Annotated in this window: 16 protein-coding genes, 1 tRNA gene and 1 pseudogene; 7 read left to right on the forward strand and 11 right to left on the reverse strand. The window is 53.8% G+C overall.

The window, feature by feature from the left end; translation table 11 throughout:
- Positions 1 to 89 precede the first annotated feature (89 nt).
- The 7 genes and pseudogenes from AC6I7Z_RS16385 to AC6I7Z_RS16415 all read right to left on the reverse strand — a co-directional run bounded on the left by AC6I7Z_RS16385 (position 90) and on the right by AC6I7Z_RS16415 (position 9,772).
- The gene (locus tag AC6I7Z_RS16385; RefSeq protein WP_497814977.1) at positions 90 to 1,484 is read right to left on the reverse strand and encodes an ATP-binding protein; all 1,395 of its coding nucleotides are present in this window, start codon (positions 1,482 to 1,484) and stop codon (positions 90 to 92) included.
- 40 nt (positions 1,485 to 1,524) lie between these two features.
- Positions 1,525 to 5,139: a DNA phosphorothioation-dependent restriction protein DptH gene (dptH, locus tag AC6I7Z_RS16390; protein ID WP_497814978.1), complete on the reverse strand. Its 3,615-nt coding sequence runs from the start codon at positions 5,137 to 5,139 to the stop codon at positions 1,525 to 1,527.
- Positions 5,120 to 6,475, reverse strand: coding sequence for a DNA phosphorothioation-dependent restriction protein DptG (gene dptG, locus AC6I7Z_RS16395; RefSeq protein WP_497814979.1), 1,356 nt, complete (start codon positions 6,473 to 6,475; stop codon positions 5,120 to 5,122). The genes dptH and dptG overlap by 20 nt, the downstream gene beginning before the upstream one ends.
- Positions 6,475 to 7,281 carry a DNA phosphorothioation-dependent restriction protein DptF gene (gene dptF / locus AC6I7Z_RS16400; RefSeq protein WP_497814980.1) on the reverse strand — a complete coding sequence of 269 codons (807 nt, stop codon included), beginning with the start codon at positions 7,279 to 7,281 and terminating at the stop codon, positions 6,475 to 6,477. The genes dptG and dptF (AC6I7Z_RS16400) overlap by 1 nt, the downstream gene beginning before the upstream one ends.
- Positions 7,253 to 8,074, reverse strand: a complete 822-nt coding sequence (dptF, locus tag AC6I7Z_RS16405) for a DNA phosphorothioation-dependent restriction protein DptF (protein ID WP_497814981.1) — start codon at positions 8,072 to 8,074, stop codon at positions 7,253 to 7,255. Before dptF (AC6I7Z_RS16405) ends, dptF (AC6I7Z_RS16400) begins: the two co-directional genes overlap by 29 nt.
- A gap of 126 nt (positions 8,075 to 8,200) precedes the next feature.
- Positions 8,201 to 9,501, reverse strand: a pseudogene (locus tag AC6I7Z_RS16410) (tyrosine-type recombinase/integrase).
- 186 nt (positions 9,502 to 9,687) lie between these two features.
- Positions 9,688 to 9,772, reverse strand: a tRNA-Leu gene (locus AC6I7Z_RS16415).
- A gap of 268 nt (positions 9,773 to 10,040) precedes the next feature.
- Here AC6I7Z_RS16415 and AC6I7Z_RS16420 point away from each other — a divergent pair.
- On the forward strand, positions 10,041 to 10,562 hold the full coding sequence (locus AC6I7Z_RS16420) for a YjjA family protein (protein ID WP_051563702.1): 522 nt from the start codon (positions 10,041 to 10,043) through the stop codon (positions 10,560 to 10,562).
- Between the two features lie 57 nt (positions 10,563 to 10,619).
- Here the strand turns inward: AC6I7Z_RS16420 and pdxR are convergent, their stop codons facing one another.
- A complete protein-coding gene (pdxR, locus tag AC6I7Z_RS16425; protein ID WP_497814982.1) occupies positions 10,620 to 12,005 on the reverse strand; it encodes a MocR-like pyridoxine biosynthesis transcription factor PdxR in 1,386 nt (461 codons plus the stop codon).
- Between the two features lie 115 nt (positions 12,006 to 12,120).
- On the opposite strand from pdxR, the gene AC6I7Z_RS16430 reads away from it, so the two are divergent.
- The 3 genes from AC6I7Z_RS16430 (at position 12,121) to AC6I7Z_RS16440 (ending at position 14,032) form a co-directional block, all read left to right on the forward strand.
- A complete protein-coding gene (locus AC6I7Z_RS16430; RefSeq protein ID WP_497814983.1) occupies positions 12,121 to 12,600 on the forward strand; it encodes a carboxymuconolactone decarboxylase family protein in 480 nt (159 codons plus the stop codon).
- Positions 12,601 to 12,695: 95 nt separating this feature from the next.
- Positions 12,696 to 13,331 carry a hypothetical protein gene (locus tag AC6I7Z_RS16435; protein ID WP_286870780.1) on the forward strand — a complete coding sequence of 212 codons (636 nt, stop codon included), beginning with the start codon at positions 12,696 to 12,698 and terminating at the stop codon, positions 13,329 to 13,331.
- Positions 13,332 to 13,354: 23 nt separating this feature from the next.
- Positions 13,355 to 14,032: a MarC family NAAT transporter gene (locus AC6I7Z_RS16440; protein WP_033749354.1), complete on the forward strand. Its 678-nt coding sequence runs from the start codon at positions 13,355 to 13,357 to the stop codon at positions 14,030 to 14,032.
- 195 nt (positions 14,033 to 14,227) lie between these two features.
- Here AC6I7Z_RS16440 and AC6I7Z_RS16445 read toward each other — a convergent pair whose 3' ends face one another.
- From AC6I7Z_RS16445 to AC6I7Z_RS16455, 3 genes are read right to left on the reverse strand one after another with little or no spacing between them, the layout of a single operon-like run.
- On the reverse strand, positions 14,228 to 15,484 hold the full coding sequence (locus tag AC6I7Z_RS16445; protein ID WP_497814984.1) for a c-type cytochrome: 1,257 nt from the start codon (positions 15,482 to 15,484) through the stop codon (positions 14,228 to 14,230).
- Between the two features lie 4 nt (positions 15,485 to 15,488).
- The gene (locus tag AC6I7Z_RS16450) at positions 15,489 to 17,258 is read right to left on the reverse strand and encodes a GMC family oxidoreductase (protein WP_497814985.1); all 1,770 of its coding nucleotides are present in this window, start codon (positions 17,256 to 17,258) and stop codon (positions 15,489 to 15,491) included.
- Positions 17,259 to 17,292: 34 nt separating this feature from the next.
- Positions 17,293 to 18,021 carry a gluconate 2-dehydrogenase subunit 3 family protein gene (locus AC6I7Z_RS16455; RefSeq protein WP_497814986.1) on the reverse strand — a complete coding sequence of 243 codons (729 nt, stop codon included), beginning with the start codon at positions 18,019 to 18,021 and terminating at the stop codon, positions 17,293 to 17,295.
- 581 nt (positions 18,022 to 18,602) lie between these two features.
- Between AC6I7Z_RS16455 and AC6I7Z_RS16460 the strand changes: the two genes are divergently transcribed.
- The 3 genes from AC6I7Z_RS16460 to AC6I7Z_RS16470 all read left to right on the forward strand — a co-directional run bounded on the left by AC6I7Z_RS16460 (position 18,603) and on the right by AC6I7Z_RS16470 (position 23,139).
- Positions 18,603 to 20,174 (forward strand): ABC transporter substrate-binding protein, encoded by a 1,572-nt coding sequence (locus AC6I7Z_RS16460; RefSeq protein ID WP_497814987.1) that lies wholly within the window; start codon positions 18,603 to 18,605, stop codon positions 20,172 to 20,174.
- A gap of 140 nt (positions 20,175 to 20,314) precedes the next feature.
- Positions 20,315 to 21,817: a helicase HerA-like C-terminal domain-containing protein gene (locus AC6I7Z_RS16465; protein ID WP_497814988.1), complete on the forward strand. Its 1,503-nt coding sequence runs from the start codon at positions 20,315 to 20,317 to the stop codon at positions 21,815 to 21,817.
- A 41-nt stretch (positions 21,818 to 21,858) separates the two neighbouring features.
- Positions 21,859 to 23,139: a DUF445 domain-containing protein gene (locus tag AC6I7Z_RS16470; RefSeq protein ID WP_497814989.1), complete on the forward strand. Its 1,281-nt coding sequence runs from the start codon at positions 21,859 to 21,861 to the stop codon at positions 23,137 to 23,139.
- Positions 23,140 to 23,165 lie beyond the last annotated feature (26 nt).

Raw genomic sequence — 23,165 nt, forward strand, 5'->3', positions numbered from 1 at the left:
AGGATTATGAGGGGCCCTTTAGTCCCCTCGCCACCAGCACGAAATTAACTAAATTTTTCAGAAAGCTAAGATCCATAGACCTACCAGGCTCAACCCTTAGAATTGTTCAGGCGGGATAACATGGAGGAAACCTTCACTTTCTTAACACTCATCTTCAACTGACCGTTATCCAAATGGTAGCCAACTGATAAACACTGTCCTTTGGATAGGTCTCCTAGTTGCTTTTCCCACTCAGCCTGCTTTGTACCTGGCATGCTCAGTTCAAGAATTTTCGCGTACGTCTTTGTCTCTGTTTTTGCTGGTGCAAAAATCAGCTTGTGACACGCCTGGAATAAACGATCTTGCTCATCTTTACGCAGCATACTTAGCGTTTGAGTCGCCAGAATTAGGGATACCCCAAACTTGCGTCCTTCCGTTAACATTTTGCCCAATGGGCTCTCCAGGCGATGATCGAGGTTCTGCACTTCATCCAATACAATAGGAATCGGTTTTTCCTTACTACCGTAACTACATGCGTAGGAGTATAGATCCCAAAGTAAAAACTCAGTACAAAGCATTGAAATATCGTGGTTAAGCGACGCAAGTTGCATAATTGTTGAGCGGTGATATTCACTCTCAAACACATCATTCCAACTTTTATCACTGTCAGATGAAAACAAGTTAGACTTAACAAGAGGAGCCAGCTTGCTTGCAAGTGCTGGTCCTGCAGTTTCTTCCTCGTTTAGGTCATCCAACATATTCTGTAAGCTATAAGCACTACCATATCGTTGGACACCAGATTCAATCACTTCATTGAGCACTGCGATCTGGCGCTCGCCAATTGTCGAATATACCTTGTTAAAAACAGAGGCTACCCTTCCAGCCACCATATGAGGCTTCTCTTCGAGAAAAATCCCGCCAAAATCTTGCTTTTGAGCTCTAAATGGCGACATACCAAATGGCTCATTACAAAGAATATTGGATTTAGGATTTGTTCGTTCAATAAACTCCGGCTCAAGGTGATTCGGCAAGAATCCGTTTGTATAATCAATCACCAGCGACCGAATTTGAGCATCGGCCAAGCTCATCAACAAACCTTGTATACAGTAGGTCTTACCCTGCCCTGAGCTACCAAAAATGATCAGGTGACGGTTTGCTAAATCCTTGTGCCCGTACTCCCAGAAAACTTTTTCGCCGGTAAGCGTATTCTGACCAATTTCAACTCGGCATTCACTCGCATAATCTGGGGTTGGCTCTGCAGCTAACTTTGACGGCTCCTCTGTTTGGAGGTTCAGTTTTAAATCCTCTGGCTTATCGACCACAACGTCTAATGGAACGAGCGACTCTCTTTTTTTCAAAGCTGTCTGCCCCACCAACATATACTCCGCCGGCACATGGCAGATCTGTGCGATGTCCTTTTCGTTCATTAATACTTGAAGCGGGTGTTGCACCAGTGAAGGCAGCAAAGACATAGGAAGGTCAACCTTCAACACGCCATCCTGCATGTGATAGCCAGGTTCGAAACAGCTTCCGCTTTCAAGGTGGCTAACCACTAGACCTGCTGGATAGTTTCTCAAGCTCCGCAATCGCGTAGTTACCGCGTAGCCACTCTTCTTTCTCTGCCAGCAGGGCTTCGAAATAGTCATTGCTGAATACGTTGTACAGACGGTATTTGTCGATTTGCATCAACACTTGGCGGATAAACAAGCCTCGGTATAGCTTCGACGCCAGTGTCTCGTCGCTCAAAAGCTCTGTTAGATAGCGGCGAAGCTCATTCGCTTGCTGTACTGCTTTTTTGTAGTCTGGCGTGGAGCCTGCTTTCACTTCGACAGGAAGCAAATAAAGGTTACCCTCTTTAAAGCCCACCAGCAGTATATCATCTGAAATCGCGCCTTTTTTATATCTCTGCACATTGCGTGAGAAGTCACTGTCGGTCATTTTCAGGCCGATGTTACCCGACACGCGGATCATTTCACCAACTGAGAGCGGAACCCAGGTGATATCAGATTGGTGCACCAGACACGTCGCAAATTTATAGGCGCCGATAATGCCAGTTCGCTCTTTGCGAATGGTGTCGTTGCAAGTCAACATCTTCAGTAGCCAATCACCATTGAAGGCATTGAACTCGTTAATCTGCTTGCCGCCACTTTGTGCAACCACCCTTTCGAACAAACCACGCTGTGCCGTCACGGTTATCGCATCGTAGCTGGCTGAGCTGGTGTACTGATCAGAATAATGAATAAGCACGATACATTGATTGGCGTGGAAGAAGTCTAGCGTCACTTTCGGGTCGATGATGGTGGTCCAAATCGAGCTGTCATAAGAGCGCGCTAGCAGTGATTTAAAGTCTTCACTGACCGCAAGAGCAGGAGCATTGGCCCCCGTGTATTGTGTGCTGGGCTTAAATGCTGGTTCTATTAACGAGCCAACATACTTCGCTATTTCCAAGTGTGGTTGGTTACTATATTGAACGTTTTGCAAACCAAATGCAGTGAAGTATGAGCCTTCATCACTTTTAGAAGCGTCGCCCGTCAGCAGACCATCACACGCAATACCACTAGGCATGTCGTCAACGCTCAAGGTCGTTAACTTCACGTTGTCGTTGTTTCTGAAAAAAGACAGGTGCGAGTAGGCTTGCCCTTCGCGTTCACTTTGAGCATTGGTAAACTTGCTGTAAGTTAGCCGGGTTCGCAGAATATCGATAATGGTGTCGGCATTTTCTCGCACTTTCTCTCGGTCCAATTCCAACCAAGACTTTAATTCTTCGTAATTGAACGTTTCTGCAAACTGGTCAAATGCATTGAAAACCAGCTCATCATCGTAGAGGTTGACATGAATTGATGCCGCTTTATCGAGGTTATCTTTTACATAGTCAACCAAACCGAGGAATAACTCTTCTGCACGATCTTGATTCACGGCATTCACCAACACACTCTTCTCTGAGCCGGTAAACAAGTGGCGAAACGCTTTTTGGAACTCGTTGATCTTTTCTTTAACCAGCTTGCGAACGAACTTCAGACAACTTTTCTGGTGAGGGACACTTTTAACCCAAAACCCGTTTTCTGTTACTTGCTGGTTGTAGGCAAACCCATGCTTGGGATGATAGACATACGGAAGCAGTCCACTTGGCCCCAAACGATTGAACGTGACAGTTGGCAAGTCAGCAAAGCTGTCATCTTTTTGCATTTCATTACAAAGATTTAAGTAGTAAGCCAACACCATTGGGTGGAATGGCGAGTAATATTCTTCACCATTCTCGCGAACCAAACCGATTTGCATCACAAGCTTTTGCTCTTTGGTAAGCATGCCACCAGTTGGGATCGCGTTGAAATAATCAAGGAATGCATCCACGGTCGCTTTCACAAGTGCCGTAAATATAGGCCCCCACGAAACCAACGAAATAGTTGTTCGTCGGCTCGCTAGATAGTCAAACAGTGCTTGGTATGCTGAGTGAAGACCGTCATCAATAGACCTTAACTGTTCCAACGCCATGCTGTTGGATTCCGCTAGGTAGACTTGCTTTTGCTGAACGAAACACTCTTCCCAACGAAGTAGGCTAATGCGCGGCTCCATGACGCGAAATTCACTATGATCGATCGCGACAACGTCTTTACTCGGATAAAGCTCGCCAAACACGTGATCGTCAAACAACTTGTGGAAGCGAGATTGGTTAAGCAGCAATGGGAAGGACAGGCTGCTTTCTACCTGTTCACCCTCAATATAAAATGTCAGGGAATTATCACCTGATTTCACCACAAAGCTGATTTCTTCTGACTCGTTGGACAAAGATTCAAAATCGACAACACCAAATTCTGCGCGGTCAACCACTTCACCGACATCATCTAGGCTTCGGTTTGCAGTTAGCGCCGGGTTAATAACCAAGCTGTTGTCTACCGTTTTCAAGGTAAGGCGTTTTTTTGAAGGCTCAACGGCGAAAATGTTTTTGAATGCCTCGAGGTGAAACTCGCCTTTTCTGACAACCAAGCAACGGAAGTTATGGTGTTCAGAGGTATTGTCACGCTTCAATGCTAGCGTGAAAAACAAAGGCTCATTGGCATAACTAGCTGCTAGAGTAGCGTTTGCCCCTTTACTAGTTAGGCGCGTGCTGATGACTTCTTGTTTGCCAAGTGCATTCGCTGGCGAGACTTTAAACTGCTCTTTTCTTAAATCGCTGATGCCAGAAAAGCTCAGTTTAAGTTCAAACTCACTTTGCCCTTCTTCCAGTGCAATAATCAAGTGACGGTCACGCAATCCTGCTTTAGTTTCTTTTGGGTAGCGACCAATCACTTGCGCATTATTGGTCTCGTCTTCACCTTCATGCTTAAGGTTCTGAATCTTATTCCTTTTGATCTCTTCTCGATAAGTTTCAAACTCCACATCTTTCCAACCATCGTCAGAAAAATGTTCTTTGATAAACCTACTACTAAAGCCTTTCAGCCTTTCTTCGAGTTGCTGACCAAAATGCTCTACTTCAAACGACAACTCTTGGTAAAGAGTACGGTTTTCTTCCAGGCGCTGTTTGATCTGTTTTTTATTGCCCGATAACTCAGCAACAAAAGGATCCTCAAACATGCCTAGCTCGCTGAAACACAGCTCGCCATCCTCAACTGCCTTGTATAAAGACTCGAAACCGAACATGGTCGCACCATCTTCCAAAATCGCGTCAAATTGGTCGTCCAAAAGGCAAAGCGAAACGTCTCGAGATTTGTCAGATTGCTCAATAAAGCCACTAAGAGCGAATTTGATTTTCGCTGGACTCCACACCTGGCCTGACTGGCCAAGATCTTCCGCCGAGTTGATGAGAGTATCTAGGCGACTATTGTGAATCACCACCAGTGCACAGCCCTTCAACGGACCTTCCTGGCTTGCTATTTCGTCACGCAAATTAGAGATGTAGTTTTCGGTAAAGCCCGTTTCACACGCATCTTCGCTATGAAGCACTGGCACCACTTTGCAGTCTTCTAGGTCTAAATAGCTCAGCGCTACACCATTGCGAGCTTCGCTCTCTCCTCCTTTTCGCGCTAAGAGCGCATCGAAAAGTCGCTGACTATTAGCATGGTCAGGAGAGTTAAACTGGTAGCGATAGCCTGCGCGGATGTTTCCTTTCGCGTGCAGTAAAAACTGCTCAACCAGAAACGATTCAAATTGTTTTGCGCACATACACTGCATCTCCACTATCACTCATGCGTTCAACGTTGCCAATTCGCTCATAGAACTTAATAAGCTCTTGTTCTGTCTGCTTATCAACAAAAATCCCCCTTTGCTGTAAGCCAATTATCAGCTCATGGAAGCGAAGCTTTTCTTCCTTACCCACCACCAGGTTAGTAAGCAAAATAATGTGGTCTTGAGTGAGTACTAACACCCGACCAGAGCGACCACGAGCTTGCACGAAGCCAGTAGCCATGTTTTCTTCAACCGCTTTAATATATTTTTTGATAGTCCCCGGACGGTCGGTTTTAGAGTCTCTGAACTGTTCTTCAGCAAGCTTCAAAGCATATTCCAACCAATCAATTGCGGTTTCTGCTTTTTCAGGTATTGCTGTTTCAAGTTTTCTGTTGTGGCGAAACATTTTTGCGTAATTTTCAATATACCCAGCCAGATCACTCCGCTCTGAACTCTTAATATCCTTTGCCAATTGCCACAAAGGTTTTTTTAATTTTTCTGGATTTGGTTGAAGATTTTCCAGCATAGAGAGGAAGGGAAACAGCTTGAAAGACGATTCGCTAAAAAGCTTGTAACCGTGCTTTTTGATATGGATACGTTCACTGCTGGCGCGCTCATGATCCATGATGAAATACAGCGGTTTCGCGGTTGGGGCTTCGCCTGTTTTCCAATCCGACAACGATAGGCTTAATTGAGCCGTATAAGCAAAGCCATAGAATGCCAAGAAACGCTCGAACTCATCCAACAGGTATTTCGGATAACCAGTTAAAAACTCGAGGTCACGTTTAAACGCCTCTGCTATATAGGGCAAATATGGTGACTCGGTCACTTGGAAGTCCTTGTCACGATCTGACTTTGTTTTGTCTAAAAGCGTTTTAAGAAACTCCTCTTCGAGGAAGTTCAAGTTAGATTCAAATCGTTCAATTTGCTGTCCTTGAAGTAAGTTAATAAACAAGGATGCCATTCGCATGTCGCGCGTGTACTTGTTATCTTGACTCTTCTGGCTCTTAAACAACAGAAACTCAGGGGTTACCGAGAATATATTTTCATTAGTGAAATACATATCTTCAATTACACTCCAAAATTCCTCTTCACCCAATTTTTTTTGTAAGTTGTTTTTGCAATCCGCAATAAAATCTTGGTAATTGTACTTTTCTATTTTTTTACAAAGTAATCCACGCAGGACTAAGCCCACGACTGATGACCAGTCAAAATCATTACCTTGCGTACGAATGGGAATGTAACTGCTCAACGTATTCTTATTTTGGAACTTATCAGCTACCGTTTGTGGCAAACCGGCCTTTATCGGTAATGTGAAATTATCGGTCGTCATTAGTGCATACCACTCACTTCAAAATAGTCACTTTCTTCTTTCACGATTTTGTAGCGCTTATCACCCTTGAGAATAAAAAAGGTCTCTTTTTGCTTAGCTACTGTCAGCATCTGTTCCAATGCTTCATCAAGTAACAAAACAGCATTTTTGTCGTGCTTGTTAGGGCGATACCCCTGCCCAATCTTGACCAAAAGCTCAAGTAGTTTGACGCTAATTGGCATTGGCTTAAGCGATTGTTCATCGACTTTCAGATACACATTGAAGGTGCCTATTTTTTCGAGTGTACTGTTTTGTATTGCTGAAAAATCGGCCTTAACTTCAAGAGACACCGCCGTTTTGTAGCCATTAAGCTCAGAAACTAAATACTCGTCTTTGTCGAGTGTTGGGGCATGACGATTACAATAGCGGTGAAGCGCTGCGATCAGCGTTTCTTTGTAGAAACTGCCAAGCAGTTTGCGCATCTTTCCTGAACCATCGAAATCACGATGTCGCATCCAGACAGATGCATAGGTTTCTACCAGATTGTTTGTGAACTCGTTTTGGATAGGCGTTACAAACTCATTGCTGAGCTCTTTGTCACCCCGAAGCAAATAGAAAAGGCGAAGAAAAGACGTTGCTTTGGTTACCTCGTAAAAACCAAGCTCGTTAATTTTAGATCTAAACGCATTGAAACGCTCATCTTCAATGCCCAGCTCATGCTGAAGCACAAACTCATCGACGGTGCGCGTGTGCAGATTACTTGGGTCAAAACCCTGTATACGGGATAACAGCTCGTTATCACTGCCCGCAAACAAGTTGTCGAACAAGTAGCCATCCGCCGCGAGCAACTGGAAAATGAAATCCAGTAACGCTCGGGCCGTGAGGAAACTGATCTTTGATAAGACGGGCTTTGAGTAATAAGCCGATCAGAGATTCCTGAACTGAAGGGCGACTCAGCAGCGCATAGTTTGCCGTCAGGCGAGTATGACCTAGAGATTTGAGCTCTTTGTCATAAAGCGCATAGAAAGGATTCTCAAGCGTTTGTGCTGTCAATCTTTTTAGAAATTTTTCTGCAAAGTCTGATGCACAGCCCTCAGCATTGAAGGTGAATTTTGGATAGTCTTCAAAATCCAAGAATACGTACTGCTTTGGAATTGCTGATCGCTTACGAGAGAGAAAGTCTCTGAGCACCTTTTTGATGTCGCTATGCTCTTTGGAACCTTCTTCTGCATAATTGCCGAGCATACCAACGTTAATACCCACAACAAGTGGTTTATGACTTTGCTTGAACTGGGTGAATCTTTGATCAAGAGCTTGAATGGCTGTCTGGCTTGGATTGAAGCTGTGAGTCGCATCCAAATGGAAGTCATGAGTCACTTTGTGCTTTTGGCTATACTGCGTCAAGATCTCAGACTTGCCATCACCACTACTTCCGCATAGGAAGATGACTTGATTGGACTTAGCAGATAGGAGTGCTTTTTTAAAATCCGCTTCTATATCTGTCGTGATGTATATGTATCTCTTGAATCCAACGAGGTGATCTTGATAGTGCTCTCTCTCGGTACTGACCGCATACGGTGAAGACTTTGAGAGAATGCTGAGAGCTTGTGCAAATTTCAACGGTCATTATTCCTTGAAATAATCAATAGGTTAAATATTACTAAAAAAAGCACTGTATTACTGTGATTTCAATACGAATATAGAGTGTCATCATAATGGACAAAAATCGATGAAAGAGACTGTAGTTTAAATTGTGTATCTGCCTGTTTTTGATATGTTCCTCCTGTGACCTGCTCCCCGGTTGATCTTCGCATAGTCAAACGGCGTGATCCCTTTCTCCCGGTTCGCATCCAGAAAATCAGCCCACCACTGCAACATCAACTTGCGCTCATCCAGATGTTCCGCTTTATGGATATACGCCGCCCGCACCGAATTGCGTTCCATATGGCTCATCTGCCTTTCAACCGCATCCTTCGACCATAGCCCTGACTCAATTAACGAACTACAGGCCATTGTACGAAAGCCGTGACCGCAAACCTCAGCTTTAGTGTCGTAACCCATAACCCGTAGGGCACTGTTAACCGTGTTTTCACTCATGGGTTTACGCGGGTCGTGATCGCCAATGAAAATCAGCTCGTGCTCCCCACAAAACTGTTTTATCTGTTTCAGGATCGCCAATGCCTGCTTAGAAAGCGGAACCAGATGCGGTGTGCGCATTTTTGAACCGCGATGAGAATGTTTCACTCCAGGAATAGGCTCTCGTTCCGGCGGGATTGTCCACATTGACGTTTTAAAATCTATCTCTGACCAGCGAGCAAAACGCAGCTCACTGAAGCGAATAAAGATAAGCAAAGTAAGTTCTGTTGCCCAGCGGGTTAACGGCCTGCCGGTATAGCCATCTATTTTCTCAAGTAACTCAGGGATGCGCTTTAACTCCAGTGCCGGACGATGTTGCCTGTTTCCAGAAGCAACTGCCCCAGCCATCTCCTGAGGGGGTTATAATCAATCAATCCACTCTGCAGAGCATAACGCATGATTGCTGTGGTTCGCTGTTGAAGACGGGCAGCAACCTCAAGACGTCCAGACATCTCCACGGCTTTAATAGGTGCTAATAAATCGCGAGTCTTTAATTCCGTAATATTACGCTCCCCGAGCTCTGCGAAGAGATTATCTTCCAGGCTTTTTAGCACACGATGGGCATGATCTTCAGACCACTTTTTATTGGTGCTATGCCACTCAATCGCCACCTCTTTAAAAGTATGGGCTTTTCTCTGCTCAACCTTATCACTTTTCTTTTTGTCTCTTGGATCGACGCCATTCGCCAACAGCTTACGCGCTTCGTCGCGGCGTGATCTAGCATCCGCCAATGTAATTTCAGGATATACCCCAAGTGCCAGCATCTTTTGCTTGCCGTCAAAACGGTACTGCAAACGCCAGTACTTAGAACCATTAGGATGGACGAAAAGATGCATACCGTTGCCATCGGTCAGCTTATATTGCTTATCCATTGACTTGGCTGTTCTGACTTTGATATCTGTTAGAGCCATGCTTATCCCCTCCCTGTTGGTACAAGCATTATCGAATCGGAAATACCATCATCTGTACCAACATGTGTTGGTAGATGTACGTTGAAGTCGGTTGACCTTGAGAGAGTTAATATAGCGAGAAAGGTAGGTAAATGCTGGATTTTAGAAATAAAAAAAGACCTCAGTTGAGGTCCATTTACATACTTGTGGTGCCGAAGGCCGGACTCGAACCGGCACGTATTTCTACGGTTGATTTTGAATCAACTGCGTCTACCGATTTCGCCACTCCGGCACGGAAGGGATGCGGAAAACGTTGAGGATTATACCGTTACCCACCAGCCGCGCAACCGGAATCACCTTCCCTGCGCGCTAAACGTCCAAAAAAGCGCCATACCTTCTCTCACCCATCCCGCACCATCATGCCTACCCCTTCCCCTACAGAATCCTCCGATTCCACCCTTCTCATCTCCCACACTCGGAACTTTCTCACCCCGTTTTCCTCTTAGCAAAACTGGCGCAGCAACGCATCGCGCGCGGGATACACAGAAAACGAGGTTGAGATGAATAAAGCCACACAACGAACAATTTTGGGGATGGGGTTCAGCGCGCTGCTGCTGGCAGGTAGCGCATCAGCGGCAAGCTGGCAGGATCAGCTGAGCAGCGCGGCGTCGCAGCTCAGCCAGCAGAACAACAGCAACACCAGCGCGACCAACAGCACTGCGCAGAACGGCGGCCTGTCGCTCGGCTCGCTGACCGGCCTGCTGAACGGCGGTGACAAGGCGGTCAGCGCCAACAGCATGACCAACGCCGCAGGCGTGATGCAGTACTGCGTGCAGCACAACGTGGTGGATAACAACGTGAAGTCGGTGAAAGAGCAGGTGCTCGACAAGCTCGGCCTGAGCACGCAGACAGCGCAGACGCAGAGCACCGACTACCAGCAGGGCATCGCCGGCCTGCTTAACACCGGCAACGGCCAGCAGCTGAATCTGCAGAGCCTGAGCAACTCGCCGATGGGCGAGAAGCTGAAAACCAAAGCCTGCGACGTGGTGCTGAAGCAGGGCAAAAAATACATCGGCATGTAATCCGCCGCTGTACGGGCGCGAGCTGTCCCTCGCGCCTCTCTTTATCCCTTCACGGCCCTAACGCGCCACAGCCCTTCTCGTCTCCTCCTCTACGCCCTGCAGCAGCGCCAGCGCCTGCTCATACGACCGGATATTGGTATAGCCAATCACCAGCCCGTAGCGCTTCTGCGTCTGCATATACCAGCCGGAGAGCGGCAGCACGCGCAGCTGATGGCGCTGCCACACCTCCGCCAGCGCCGCATCCTGAATGCCGCGTCGCAGAAAGGCGACGATATGCATGCCGCCGTCGGTCAGCTGATACTCAAACAGATCCGGGAAGCACGCCTGCAGCGCGTCGAGCATCATGCGGCGGCGCTGCTGATAGAGAATGCGCATCTTTTTAATATGGCGATAGAAGTGCCCTTCGCTGAGGAACTGCGCGAGGATTTTCTGCGGCAGCAGCGGCAGGCCGTTCTCCAGAATCTCGCCCAGCTCGCGAAAGCGCGCCAGCGTCGCTTTGGGCATCACCAGATAGCCGATGCGCATCGCGGGCATAATGGTTTTACTGAAGGTGCCGGTGTAGATCACCCGGTCGTGCGTATCGAGGCTTTTTAAGGCCGGGATCACCTTGCGCGTGTAGTGAAACTCCCCGTCATAGTCATCCTCGATAATCCAGCTCTCGTTCTCCTGCGCCCACGCCAGCAGCTGATGCTTGCGCGGCAGCGACAGCGTTACCGCCAGCGGGCTCTGATGGGTTGGCGTCACCACCGCAAAGCGCGCGTCGGCGTGATAGCGCAGCAGATGATCGACGTCGATCCCGTCGCGATCGACCGGCACATAGTGCAGGTTAGGCGCGATCCGCTTCAGCAGCTTCTGCCCGAAGAAGTAGCCGGGATCCTCGAACAGCACCTTGTCGCCCGCCTGCGCTAGCACCGCCAGAATCAGCCGCAGGTTGGCGCGATAGCCGCTGGTGATAAAGATCTGCTCAGGCTGGCAGTCGAGCCCGCGCGAGATGTTGAGGTAGCTGGCGATCGCCTCGCGCAGCGGCGTATAGCCCATCACCGGCGGCATCAGCATCTCATCCGGCCGCAGGCTGCGCGCCGCTTTGCCGGAAATCAGCAGCCACTTCTTCAGCGGAAAGGCGTCCAGCGACGGCATGCCGAGCCGCATCTCCCCTTTGCTCTCCCGCTGCTCAATGCGCAGCGGCAGGTCGCTCTCCTCTGGCTGCCACGCTGGCTCCTGTTTGGTGACAACCGTAAGCGCGGGATTGACGCGCGTGCCCTTCGCGCCCTGGCTAACGAAGTAGCCTTCGCCAATCAGAATCTCGTAAGCAGCCTCGACGGTTTTGCGCGCCACGCGCAGCTCGCTGGCCAGCACGCGGATCGCTGGCACGCGGTCGCCCGGCTTCAGCACGCCCGCCTGGATCTGCTGCCGATAGCGCGCGTAAATCTCTCTGTATCCCACCGCTATGTCCTACCTGTTTTTACGTTTTTTGGCCCTTTTTACTCTGACATGGAAGGCTATGATGCATCCAGCTTTTAACCGCTATCCCTTTACTGTTCTGAAAGAGGAAAAGATCATGACGTCACGCGTTAACCACTTTAAAACCGTCCCGGCGCTGGCTAAATCCCTTGGCGACCTCTCTATGGCGCTACGTAAATCGACGCTGGACGCTACGCTGAAGCATCTGGTGGATATCCGCGCCTCGCAGCTCAATCACTGCGCGTTCTGCCTCGATATGCACGTGAAAGAGGCGAAGCTGCACGGCGAGCGAGAGCTGCGTCTGCATCACGTCGCCATCTGGCGCGAGTCGCCGCTGTTTAGCGCTCGTGAGAAGGCAGCGCTGGCGCTGACTGAAGCCCTGACGCGCATCGGCGAACAGGGGGTCAGCGAGGCGCTTTACGGCGAGCTGCGCGAGCACTTCTCCGAGGTGGAGCTCAGCGAGCTAGCCTTTAAAATCGCGGTGATCAACAGCTGGAACCGCTTGCAGATCCTGTCGCAGATGGCGCCGGGCGCGCTCGACAGCGCCTACGGGCTAGACCGCGCTGAATTACATTAATTTTTAACGCCAGCAGCGCAGGCTGCTGGTCGCCCCATGTTTTTCTGCGCGCCCTGAGGCTATAGTGAGCTTTTGCACTACAAAGGACAGCACGCATGAAAGGCATCAACATTGCGATTTACTTCGATCCCGATCTCATTTTCGCGACCGTACACCAGCCGGACGGCAGCTATCTGAGCAAAAACTTTCAGTACGACGATGCGGTTATTGAAGAGATCTACCAGTGGCTGGAACAGTTCACGCCGAATCGCACCCATATCTGCCTGCTTGAGCATGACACTGCCGATATCCTCGCCGACGAGCTGGTGGATAACGGCTATCACGTTCATCGCGTCAGCACCCATCTGATGCTGGAGTGGTTTACCTCCTCGCCGCCCGCCACGCCGGACGGCACGCCGGTGCGCGCGCTGCTGCGCTATCTGGAAGAGGAGAAGCCGGAAGAGTATGTGTCGCGCACGCCGCAGATTGAGGCGCTGCTCGATATGTTCGACGATCTCGACGCGCTGGAAGAGGTGGAAGAGGAAGACGACGAAGACAGCCTGCCGGATGACGTGCTGCGCCTGGTGAAGCAGAAGAAGATCACCGCGCTTGCCGCCGCGCAGAGCCTGATCCCGGAGCTGAGTGAACGTATCCGCGAGCACCTGATGCGCTATCCAGAACTGATGACGCCTGAGCTGCTGGAAGATTTTTTCCCGGAGCTGCTGGAAGCGATGGAACGGCCTAAACACTAATCCCGCGACAGAAGAGGACGCATATGCAGGCGTTATTAGAAGCGGTGGGATTAGGGCTGATCGTGCTGCTGCCGCTCGCTAACCCGCTCACCACCGTGGCGCTGTTCCTGGGGCTGGCGGGCGAGATGAACTTCAGCGAGCGCAACCGCCAGGCGCTTCAGGCCTCCATCTATGTGTTCGCCATTATGATGGTGGCCTGGTACGCGGGCAACGCGGTGCTCAATACCTTCGGCATCTCGATTCCCGGCCTGCGCATCGCCGGCGGGCTGATCGTCGCCTTTATCGGCTTTCGCATGCTGTTTCCCGCGCAGCCGGTCGGCCACTCGGTGGAGGCGCAGCACAAGCAGGATGAGCTGGAGAACAGCGATACGCGTCAGGAGCCGGTCAATATCGCCTTTGTACCGCTGGCGATGCCGAGCACTGCCGGTCCCGGCACCATCGCGATGATTATCAGCTCCGCCTCCACGGTGAAAAGCGGCGTCGATTTTCCCGCGTGGGTGATTGCCGCAGCGCCGCCGCTGACCTTTCTGCTGGTGGCGGTGATCCTGTGGGTGGCGCTGCGCAGTTCCGGCAGCATTATGAAGCTGGTGGGGAAAGGCGGCATCGAGGCGATTTCGCGCCTGATGGGCTTTTTGCTGGTCTGTATGGGCGTGCAGTTTGTGATTAACGGCGTGCTGGAAGTGGGACATAACTTCCATTAAAAAAGGGCGCCGAGGCGCCTTTAATATTTTCAGGTAAGGTGCTGACGCGGGTGAGAAGGCCCGATCGCAAAGACGCAAAAAGCGGCATCCCTGCCAGCTCGGCCCGCGACATCCTTGTCGCGGGACGCTTTGCTCTTCGGTCCTTCTCACCCGCTTGCAGACTTCTCAGCCGTCTGAAAGAAGGCGCAGTGCCCTTTAGTCGTGCTTCAGCGACTTCCGCACATCCGCAACCTGATCCTTGCTCACCGCCGGCGCGTTATTGCTCCAGCCCTGACGGATAAAGGTCGCGAGCTGCGCCACTTCGTCGTCGCTCAGACGCTTGCCGAAGCCCGGCATCGCCAGCGTCGACGGTGCCTTCTCGGTAGACGGCTGCTGCGCGCCTTCCAGGATGGTGTGGATCAGCCCGGTCGGATCTTTAGCGTTAACGATCGTCGCCTGATCCAGCTCCGGGAAGATCCCCGGCGCGCCTTTACCGGTGACAAAGTGGCAGGCGCCGCAGTTGTCGAGATAGAGACGCTCGCCTTCGCTCAGGTTCTTCGCCGCCGTCAGCTTCGCTTCGGTCTGCTGCTGCGCCTGCACGTTATAGGCCTGCAGCGGCGGATTGCCGCCAAGGAACTTCAGATAGGCCGCGACCGCTTTGAGATCGGCGTCGGTCATGTGCGAGCTGCTGTGCTCAATCACCGACTTCATCTCGCCGCCCACCGCCGCTTTATCGTTGCGGCCGGTCTGCAGGTAATCGACGATCTCCTGCTCGCTCCAGCGCGGCAGACCGCGCAGCGACGGCACGTCCCAGTTATTCAGGCTGCCGCCCGCCAGGAACTTCTCATCGCCGCTGTCCAGCGCCTTCTCGTTCATGCCGAGGCCGCGCGGCGTGTGGCAGCTGCCGCAGTGGCCGAGGCTCTCAACGATATAGGCGCCGCGGTTGATCTCTTCAGAGGCGCCGCCGATCGGCTGGAACGGCTTGTCGCTGGTAAAGGCCCAGTTCCAGAAACGCATGCCCCAGCGCTGGCTGAACGGAAAGCTCAGGCTGGTCTCCGGCGGCTGCTCGGCGCTCGGCTGCACGCCCTTCATAAAATAGACATACAGCGCGTGCATATCTTCATCGCTGATTTTGGCGTAGTCCGGGTACGGCATCGCCGGATAGAGGCGCGAGCCGTCCGGCAGCACGCCTTTGCGCACCGCGTCGGAGAACTGCTGCTCGCTGTAGTTGCCGATGCCGTGCGCTTTGTCCGGCGTAATGTTGGTCGAATAGATGGTGCCGAGGTTCGACTCAATCGCCAGCCCGCCGGAATAGTCCGGCTTGCCCGCGACAGAGTGACAGGCCATACAGTCGCCGAGACGCGACAGGTATTCGCCCTTCTTGATCAGCTGGGCCTCATCTTCCGCATGCGCCTGACTCGCCATGCATCCCAGCAGCACGGCGTTGGCGAGTAACAATGATTTCAGTTTCATATGCTTATGCCTGTACCAGTGGACCGGGGTTCTTCAGATACTGTTCCTTGATCGCCTGCGCCGCCATCAGGGTAATCGCGCCGATGGTATCGGTCGGGTTCGCCTGGAAGTTCTGCGGGAAAGCGTTGCCGCCCGGTACAAACACGTTATGCACGTCCCAGCTCTGCAGATACTTGTTCAGCGCAGAGGTTTTCGGGTTGTCGCCCATCACCGCGCCGCCCACGTTGTGGGTGGAGACGTACTTGGTCAGGTCGAAGTTGGCGTCCATCGGCAGGAAGCTCATGCTCATGCTGTCCGGGTTCAGCTCTTTGCTGATATTGCCGACGATGCCCTTCAGGTACTGCTGCAGCTTCAGCTCGTTCTGTTTCCAGTTAAAGGTCATGCGCAGCAGCGGCTGGCCGCGGTGGTCGGTGTAGTTCGGATCGAGATCCAGATAGACGTCGCGGTACGACTGGCAGGTCGTGGTGATGCTGATCTTCATGGAGTGGCCGTACCACTCTTCCAGACCCTCTTTGTAGCCCATGCCCCAGCTCGGCGTGCCTTTCGGCAGCGAGGTGGCGATCGGCGTGCCGGTGGCCTGCGAGCTGTGGATCTTCGCGCCGCCAAGGAAGCCGAGGCCCGGACCGTCGAAGTTGCCTGGCGAGATGTCGTTGAACATCTGGCCGGTGGCGCCTGCGGTGGCGTACGGGTTGAAGTTTTTATCCTTGAAGAACAGGGTCGCGCCGCCGTTCGACAGGAAGGCGTAGTTACGTCCTACCACGCCCTCTTCGGTGATCGGGTTGTACGGCTTGCCGATGCCGGAGAGCAGCATCAGACGCACGTTGTAGAGCTGGAAGCTGGAGAGCACCACAATCTTTGCCGGCTGGAACACTTCGTTGCCGTCGACGTCGTAGTAGATCACGCCTTTGGCGGTCTTCTTGTCGTCATGCAGCACCACCTTCACCACTTCCGCGTGCACTTCGTAGGAGAAGTTCGGCATGCGCTTCAGCGCATCCATCACCGCAGTCTGCGGCGAGGCTTTGGAGTAGTTCAGGCACGGATACTTCGAGCAGTAGCCGCAGTAGTTGCAGGGTGCGATCTGGTTGCCGTACGGGTTTTTCCACGCGCGGGAAACGCACGCCGACGGGTTGGGGAACGGATGGTAGCCCAGCTTCGTCGCCGCTTCTTTAAACATCACGTTGTTCAGCGTGTCTTCCAGCGCCGGCAGCGGGTAAGGCTCGGAGCGCGGGCCTTCAAACGGGTCGCCGCCTTCCAGAATCTGACCGCGCAGGTTGCCGGTGGTGCCCGACTGGCCGCAGATCAGCTCGAACTTGTAGTAGTAAGGCTCGATCTCTTCCCAGCTGAACGGGAAGTCCATCACGCGCATATCTTCCTGCAGGATGCCCGGCTTGTAGGCCTCGTCCACGTAGGTTTTCAGCTTGATGTCGGTCGGCGTCGGACGGATCAGTACCGCCGTCCAGTGCATGCCTGCGCCGCCCACGCCGGTGCCTGGCGCGAACGCGCCCCATTTACGGGTCGGCAGCGCGGTCTGGGTGGTGTCGTAACGCACGGTGACCGCCACTTCTTTCGGCGTGGCGAACACTTTGTTGCGCACGTTGTAGGCGTATTCGTCAGCCGGTTTCGGGTAGGCGAAATCGGGGTAGTCGCGCTCGCCGCCGCGCTCTAAGGCGCGCACTTCAAGGCCCGCCAGCGCCAGTTCGATGCTCATCAGCGAGCCGGCCCAGCCGAGGCCGCAAACGACGACGTCGACTTCTTTTTTAGTAATCTGTGCCATGATAATCCTGTCTCAAATACCTGATTCAACGCCGTTAAGCGCGTTCACCCAAAAGGCTGACCGGTCCCAGCGGATAAGGCACGTTGTGCTGCTTCACCCACTCGGTGAAGCTGGCGCGCGCGCCGGGGAAGCCGATGGCGATCCAGGCTTTCATGCCTTTGTTGCCGCCGTACATCGGATCCGCGAGATAGCCGTGTTTGGTATCAGAGAGCAGCTGGCTGAAGAACTGCGACGCTTTCAGGTTACCTTCGCCCAGCGCGGCGAAGTCGATGCCGTTCTTGTTGAGTTTGGTCAACACGTCATCTTTCTCTTCCAGCGTGAGCTGCTGGAACGGCTTGCTGTAGGTGGTTTGCACCCACTGCGTCACCAGCTTGATCGCGGTGTGGTACATCTGCTGCGGCGTGAACGGAATCTGGTAGCCGAAGGTGGGATCGGCGTGGACGTTGAACGGGCCCTGCATATAGATCTCGTCGCCGAACTCGCTGCTCTGCAGCTGCTGGTCGATAAAGATCGGCACGTTGGTTTCCAGCGCGCCTGGCGCTTTGCCTTTGCCGCCTGCCGGGATCAGGCGATCGGTCGCGGCCAGAATAAACTGCCACTCGTCCGCGCTAAAAAAGCCCGGTTTATAGTCGGCCAGATCCGGCGCGGCCATTTCTGCCGCCTGCGCTGCGGTCAGCCCTTTTAAAACAAGGTCACCTAGCGGCAATGCCAGTAGAGACCCGAGCAAAAACTTTCGTCTGGTGGTGGGTTTGTCAAGAAGCATAGCGGCACGACTCTCACTTGCTGTAAAAGTAATATATTTGTTAAACACAAATCTTATCGGTCATTTCCGCGGCAATATTAGGGATATAGATATGTCTAAATGTAACAATAAAAGTAAAAATGTGTTTTAGTGAAAATTTATAATTGTGTTATTGGATGGTTACAGACGGGTAACAGGCTGTGAAAGCGGGAATTTTGTTTAAAATTGCACAATTGATTATTTATTAACCAGGAAATTTGTGCGCAGGACCATTTTTATTTGCGGTGGGTGACTGTTGCCGAAAATAATCAATCAAAAAAAATCATACTTCCATACAAGAGAACTATTCTCATCGGCAACAATATATTCACTTATTTACAGCAGCAATGACATATTGCGGAAAATGTGATCGCTCTTTTATCAAACGGCTATTTTGGGACGGACGCGAAATAAATGAATTACCGTCATCCCCGTCGCACTAAAACGGCGAAAAGCGCGAAAAAAGAGACGATCTTTTTATGCAAAGCTCATAACAAAGCGGCATTTTGACTCTGACGCGCCGCGGATATAGTCGGTTTATCAACGACTCAGGATAAACTTCTATGCGACGCATTTTACTTGTGATGTTAAGCGCGCTGGCCTTAGCGCCGATGGCGCACGCCGGGACGCCGAAAGATACGCTGGTTATCGCCGTGCCGCTCGACGGCATTATCAGTTTCGATCCGGCAGAAAGCTTTGAAACGGTCAGCAACAGCAGCCTGCGTAATGTGTACCAGACGCTGGTCGAGCCGAATAAAGACGATCCGCAGAAGCTCTCGCCGCTGCTGGCGCGCAGCTGGCAGCAGGGCGAAACGCCCCACAGCCTGATCTTCAACCTCAATCCCGATGCGCGCTTCGTCAGCGGCAATCCGGTGACCGCGCAGGATGTCATCTTCTCGCTGACGCGCGCGGTGAAGCTCAACAAAGCGCCCTCGTTTATTCTCGGCGAGTTCGGCTGGACGCCTGACAATATCGACAGCCAGTTCACGGCGCTTAATGACCACCAGCTGGAGATCCGCTGGCCGGCGCAAATCGGTCAGGATCTGGCGCTGCGCCTGCTCACCGCGCCGGTCAGTTCGGTAGTTGACAGCAAAAGCGCGCTGCAGCACGCCAGCAACAACGATACCGGCAACGGCTGGCTGAAGACCCATTCCGCAGGCAGCGGCGCGTTTTCCATCAAACAGTTTGTGCCGCTGCAGGCGCTGGTGCTGGAGGCCAACCCGCACGCCGCCCCGCAGCCGCACCTGAAGCGCGTGCTGCTGAAGGGCGTCGCCGATCCCGGCACCCGTCGCCTGCTGGTGCAGCAGGGCGATGTGGATGTCGCCTATCAGCTCGGCCCCGATCAGATCGCGGCGCTGAAGAGCGATGCCAACGTGCGTATCGACGCCTTCCCGTCGAGCCTGGTCTATTACCTCGGCTTTAACACCAAAAACGCGCAGCAGCCGGCGCTCGGCAACCCGGCGCTGTGGCAAGCAGCGCGCTGGCTGGTGGACTACGACAGTATCGCCAACCAGCTGCTGAAGGGTCAGTACCGCATCCATCAGAGCTTTTTGCCGGACGGCTTTGACGGCGCGCTCAACACCACCCCGTTCCACTACGACGTCAGCAAGGCAAAGGCGATCCTGAAGGATGGCGGCATCGCGCCGGGCACCCATATCGCCCTGACGGTGGTAAACCAGCCGCCCTATATCGACGTGGCGCAGGCGCTGCAGGCGAGCTTCGCCAAGGCGGACGTTAACCTGGATATTCAGCCGGTGGCGGAGTCGGAGCTGTGGAGCAAAATGCGCGGCCGCGATTTCCAGTCCATCTTCATTTACTGGGGCGCGGACTATATCGACCCGAACACCAACGCCAGCGCCTTCGCCTATAACGTGCCGGGCGGCTCGAAAACGCTGGCGTGGCGCGTCGGCTGGGATATTCCTGCGCTGAGCGCCGAAACGCGCAAGGCGGCGGGCGAAAGCGATGCCGCGCAGCGCCGCGCGCTCTACACCCATTTGCAGACCGAGGTGCAGCAGAGTTCGCCCTTCGTCACTATTCTGCAGGGCGCGCAGCAGGTAGCGGTGCGCAAGAATCTCAGCAACGTTAAGCAGGGCATCGGCGTCAGCATGCTGCTGCTGGACGAGGTGCAAAAATAATCCTCATGGCGCGCGGGCATCGTCCCGTGCGCCAGCCTCAACGGCGCTTATATCGCACAGCCGTTTCAGCGCAATCCTCTCACCTTCCCCCGCCGCGCTTGCTATCCTTCAGACAATGTCCTTTGTCAGAGAGTGAACCTATGACCGCCCCGCTGCTTATTGCCCAGACGCCCGATGTGCAACTCCACCTTCTGCCCGCGATGGCGAATCGCCACGGGCTGATCACCGGCGCGACCGGTACCGGCAAAACCGTAACGCTGCAAAAGCTGGCTGAATCTTTCTCCTCTGTCGGCGTGCCGGTATTTATGGCGGACGTGAAAGGCGATCTGACCGGCATCGCGGCGGAAGGCCAGCAGAGCGAGAAACTGCTGGCGCGGCTGGCGAAGATAGGCGTCACCGACTGGCAGCCGCAGCGCAATCCGGTGATGCTGTGGGATATCTTCGGCGAACAGGGCCATCCGGTGCGCGCCACCGTCTCCGACCTCGGCCCGCTGCTGCTGGCGCGCCTGCTGAATCTCAACGAGATCCAGAGCGGCGTGCTGCAAATTATCTTCCGCGTCGCCGACGATCAGGGACTGCTGCTGCTCGACTTTAAAGATCTGCGCGCGATGACGCAGTACATCGGCGACAACGCCAAAAGCTTCCAGACGCAGTACGGCAATATCAACAGCGCGTCGGTGGGCGCCATCCAGCGTGGGCTGCTGGCGCTGGAGCAGCAGGGCGCGGAGCACTTCTTCGGTGAGCCGATGCTCGATATCCGCGACTGGATGCGCGTCGACGGCGACGGCAAAGGCTTTATCAATATTCTGGCGGCGGACAAGCTCTACCAGCAGCCAAAGCTCTACGCCACCAGCCTGCTGTGGCTGCTGTCGGAGCTTTACGAGCATCTGCCGGAGGCGGGCGATCTGGAGAAGCCGAAGATGGTGTTCTTCTTCGACGAGGCGCACCTGCTGTTCAACGACGCGCCGCCGGTGCTGCTGGAGAAGGTCGAACAGGTGATGCGCCTGATCCGCTCGAAAGGCGTCGGCGTCTGGTTCGTCACCCAGAACCCCGCCGACGTGCCCGAGAGCGTGCTCGGCCAGCTCGGCAACCGCGTGCAGCACGCGCTGCGCGCCTTTACGCCGAAAGACCAGAAGGCGGTGAAGAGCGCCGCCGACACCCTGCGCGCCAACCCGGCGTTCAATACCGTCGAGGCGATTCAGGCGCTGGGCACCGGCGAAGCGCTGATCTCTTTCCTGGATGAAAAAGGCAGCCCGTCGGTGGTGGAGCGCGCAATGGTGATCGCGCCCGGCTCGCGTATGGGGCCGGTTACCCTCGACGAGCGCAATGGCCTGATCAACCACTCGCCGCTGGCGGGCAAATATGATGAGGAGATCGACCGCGAGTCCGCCTATGAGAAGCTGCATCAGGGCGTGAAAGGCGCCAGCGAGCAGGCCGACGCGCCGCAGGCGAAGGGCAACCAGGTCGAGGTTGACGACGGCATTCTCGGCGGGCTGAAAGAGGTGCTGTTCGGCCATACCGGCCCGCGCGGCGGCAAGCATGACGGCATCGTGCAGAGCGTGGCGAAGAGCGCTACGCGGCAGATCGCCAACCAGATTATTCGCGGCGTGCTCGGCAGCCTGCTGGGCGGACGCCGCCGCTAAGGCAGTTTCCGCAGCGGTTTGGCCTCTGCTAAGCTGTGAGCATGGATAAATTACGCGAACTTAAACGGACAAAACGTCTGGCGCTCGGCCTGCTGCTGCTGGCCGCCGCCATCTTTATCACCACTCTTTTTCTGCCGCCCAACTTCTGGGTCAGCGGCGTCAAGGCGATCGCTGAAGCGGCGATGGTCGGCGCGCTGGCGGACTGGTTCGCCGTGGTGGCGCTGTTTCGCCGCGTGCCGGTGCCCTTTATCTCGCGCCATACGGCGATTATCCCGCGCAATAAAGATCGCATCGGCGACAACCTTGGCCGCTTCGTGCAGGAGAAATTTCTTGATACCGACTCGCTGCTGGCGCTGATCCGCCGACACGATCCGGCGCAGATGCTGGCGCAGTGGCTGAACGCGCCGGGCAACGCCGACCGCGTCGGGCATCATCTTTTGCAGGTGATGCGCGGCTTCCTCGATTTTACCGACGATGCGCGCATTCAGGCCTTTATGCGCCGCGCGGTGCATCGCGCCATCGACAAGGTCGATCTGTCGCAGACCAGCGCGGTGCTGCTGGAGAGCCTGACTAAAAACAACCGCCATCAGGAGCTGCTCGACGCGGCGATCGATCAGCTGCTGCGCCTGATGCATAAACCCGCCACGCGCGATTTTATCGCCATGCAGATTGTGCGCTGGCTGAAGCGCGAGCATCCCATTAAGGCCAAAATGCTGCCGACCGACTGGCTGGGCGAGCACAGCGCCGAGCTGGTCGCCAACGCCGTGGATTCGGTGCTCGACGACGTGGCGGCCGATCAGGGTCACGAGCTGCGCCTCGGCTTTAACCGCGCGGTGGATCGACTGATTGAAAAGCTGAAGCACGATCCCGAGATGGCGGCGCGCGCGGAGGAGATAAAGCGCTGGATTAAAGAGGATGCGTCGCTGAACCGCTATATCGGCGAGCTGTGGAACGACCTGCGCGCCTGGCTGAAAACCGATCTCAACAGCGACGATTCGCGCGTGCAGGAGAAGGTGCGCCAGGCGGCGCTGTGGCTGGGCGAGAACCTGGCGCGCGACGACGCGCTGCGCGCCTCAATGAATCGGCATCTGGAGGAGGCCGCGCGTAGCGTCGCGCCGGAGTTCGCCGCCTTCCTGACGCGTCATATCAGCGATACGGTGAAGAGCTGGGACGCGCGCGATATGTCGCAGCAGATTGAGCTGAATATCGGCAAGGATCTGCAGTTTATCCGCATCAACGGCACCCTGGTGGGCGGCACCATCGGGCTGATCCTCTACCTGCTGTCACAGCTCCCCACGCTGTTGCCGCTGCTGGCGCGTTAAAACCCCGCAACGCGACAGACAGAACC

Source organism: Pantoea sp. X-Soil-MYKO-1289, assembly GCF_059730625.1.

What these genes read in the sequence shown, in the direction of transcription:
- AC6I7Z_RS16385 (WP_497814977.1), bottom strand. Translation starts at nt 1,484, where the DNA reads ATGCAGGATGGCGTGTTGAAGGTTGACCTTCCTATGTCTTTGCTGCCT.
- dptH (WP_497814978.1), bottom strand. Translation starts at nt 5,139, where the DNA reads ATGTGCGCAAAACAATTTGAATCGTTTCTGGTTGAGCAGTTTTTACTG.
- dptG (WP_497814979.1), bottom strand. Translation starts at nt 6,475, where the DNA reads ATGACGACCGATAATTTCACATTACCGATAAAGGCCGGTTTGCCACAA.
- AC6I7Z_RS16420 (WP_051563702.1), top strand. Translation starts at nt 10,041, where the DNA reads ATGAATAAAGCCACACAACGAACAATTTTGGGGATGGGGTTCAGCGCG.
- AC6I7Z_RS16430 (WP_497814983.1), top strand. Translation starts at nt 12,121, where the DNA reads ATGACGTCACGCGTTAACCACTTTAAAACCGTCCCGGCGCTGGCTAAA.
- AC6I7Z_RS16435 (WP_286870780.1), top strand. Translation starts at nt 12,696, where the DNA reads ATGAAAGGCATCAACATTGCGATTTACTTCGATCCCGATCTCATTTTC.
- AC6I7Z_RS16440 (WP_033749354.1), top strand. Translation starts at nt 13,355, where the DNA reads ATGCAGGCGTTATTAGAAGCGGTGGGATTAGGGCTGATCGTGCTGCTG.
- AC6I7Z_RS16445 (WP_497814984.1), bottom strand. Translation starts at nt 15,484, where the DNA reads ATGAAACTGAAATCATTGTTACTCGCCAACGCCGTGCTGCTGGGATGC.
- AC6I7Z_RS16450 (WP_497814985.1), bottom strand. Translation starts at nt 17,258, where the DNA reads ATGGCACAGATTACTAAAAAAGAAGTCGACGTCGTCGTTTGCGGCCTC.
- AC6I7Z_RS16455 (WP_497814986.1), bottom strand. Translation starts at nt 18,021, where the DNA reads ATGCTTCTTGACAAACCCACCACCAGACGAAAGTTTTTGCTCGGGTCT.
- AC6I7Z_RS16460 (WP_497814987.1), top strand. Translation starts at nt 18,603, where the DNA reads ATGCGACGCATTTTACTTGTGATGTTAAGCGCGCTGGCCTTAGCGCCG.
- AC6I7Z_RS16465 (WP_497814988.1), top strand. Translation starts at nt 20,315, where the DNA reads ATGACCGCCCCGCTGCTTATTGCCCAGACGCCCGATGTGCAACTCCAC.
- AC6I7Z_RS16470 (WP_497814989.1), top strand. Translation starts at nt 21,859, where the DNA reads ATGGATAAATTACGCGAACTTAAACGGACAAAACGTCTGGCGCTCGGC.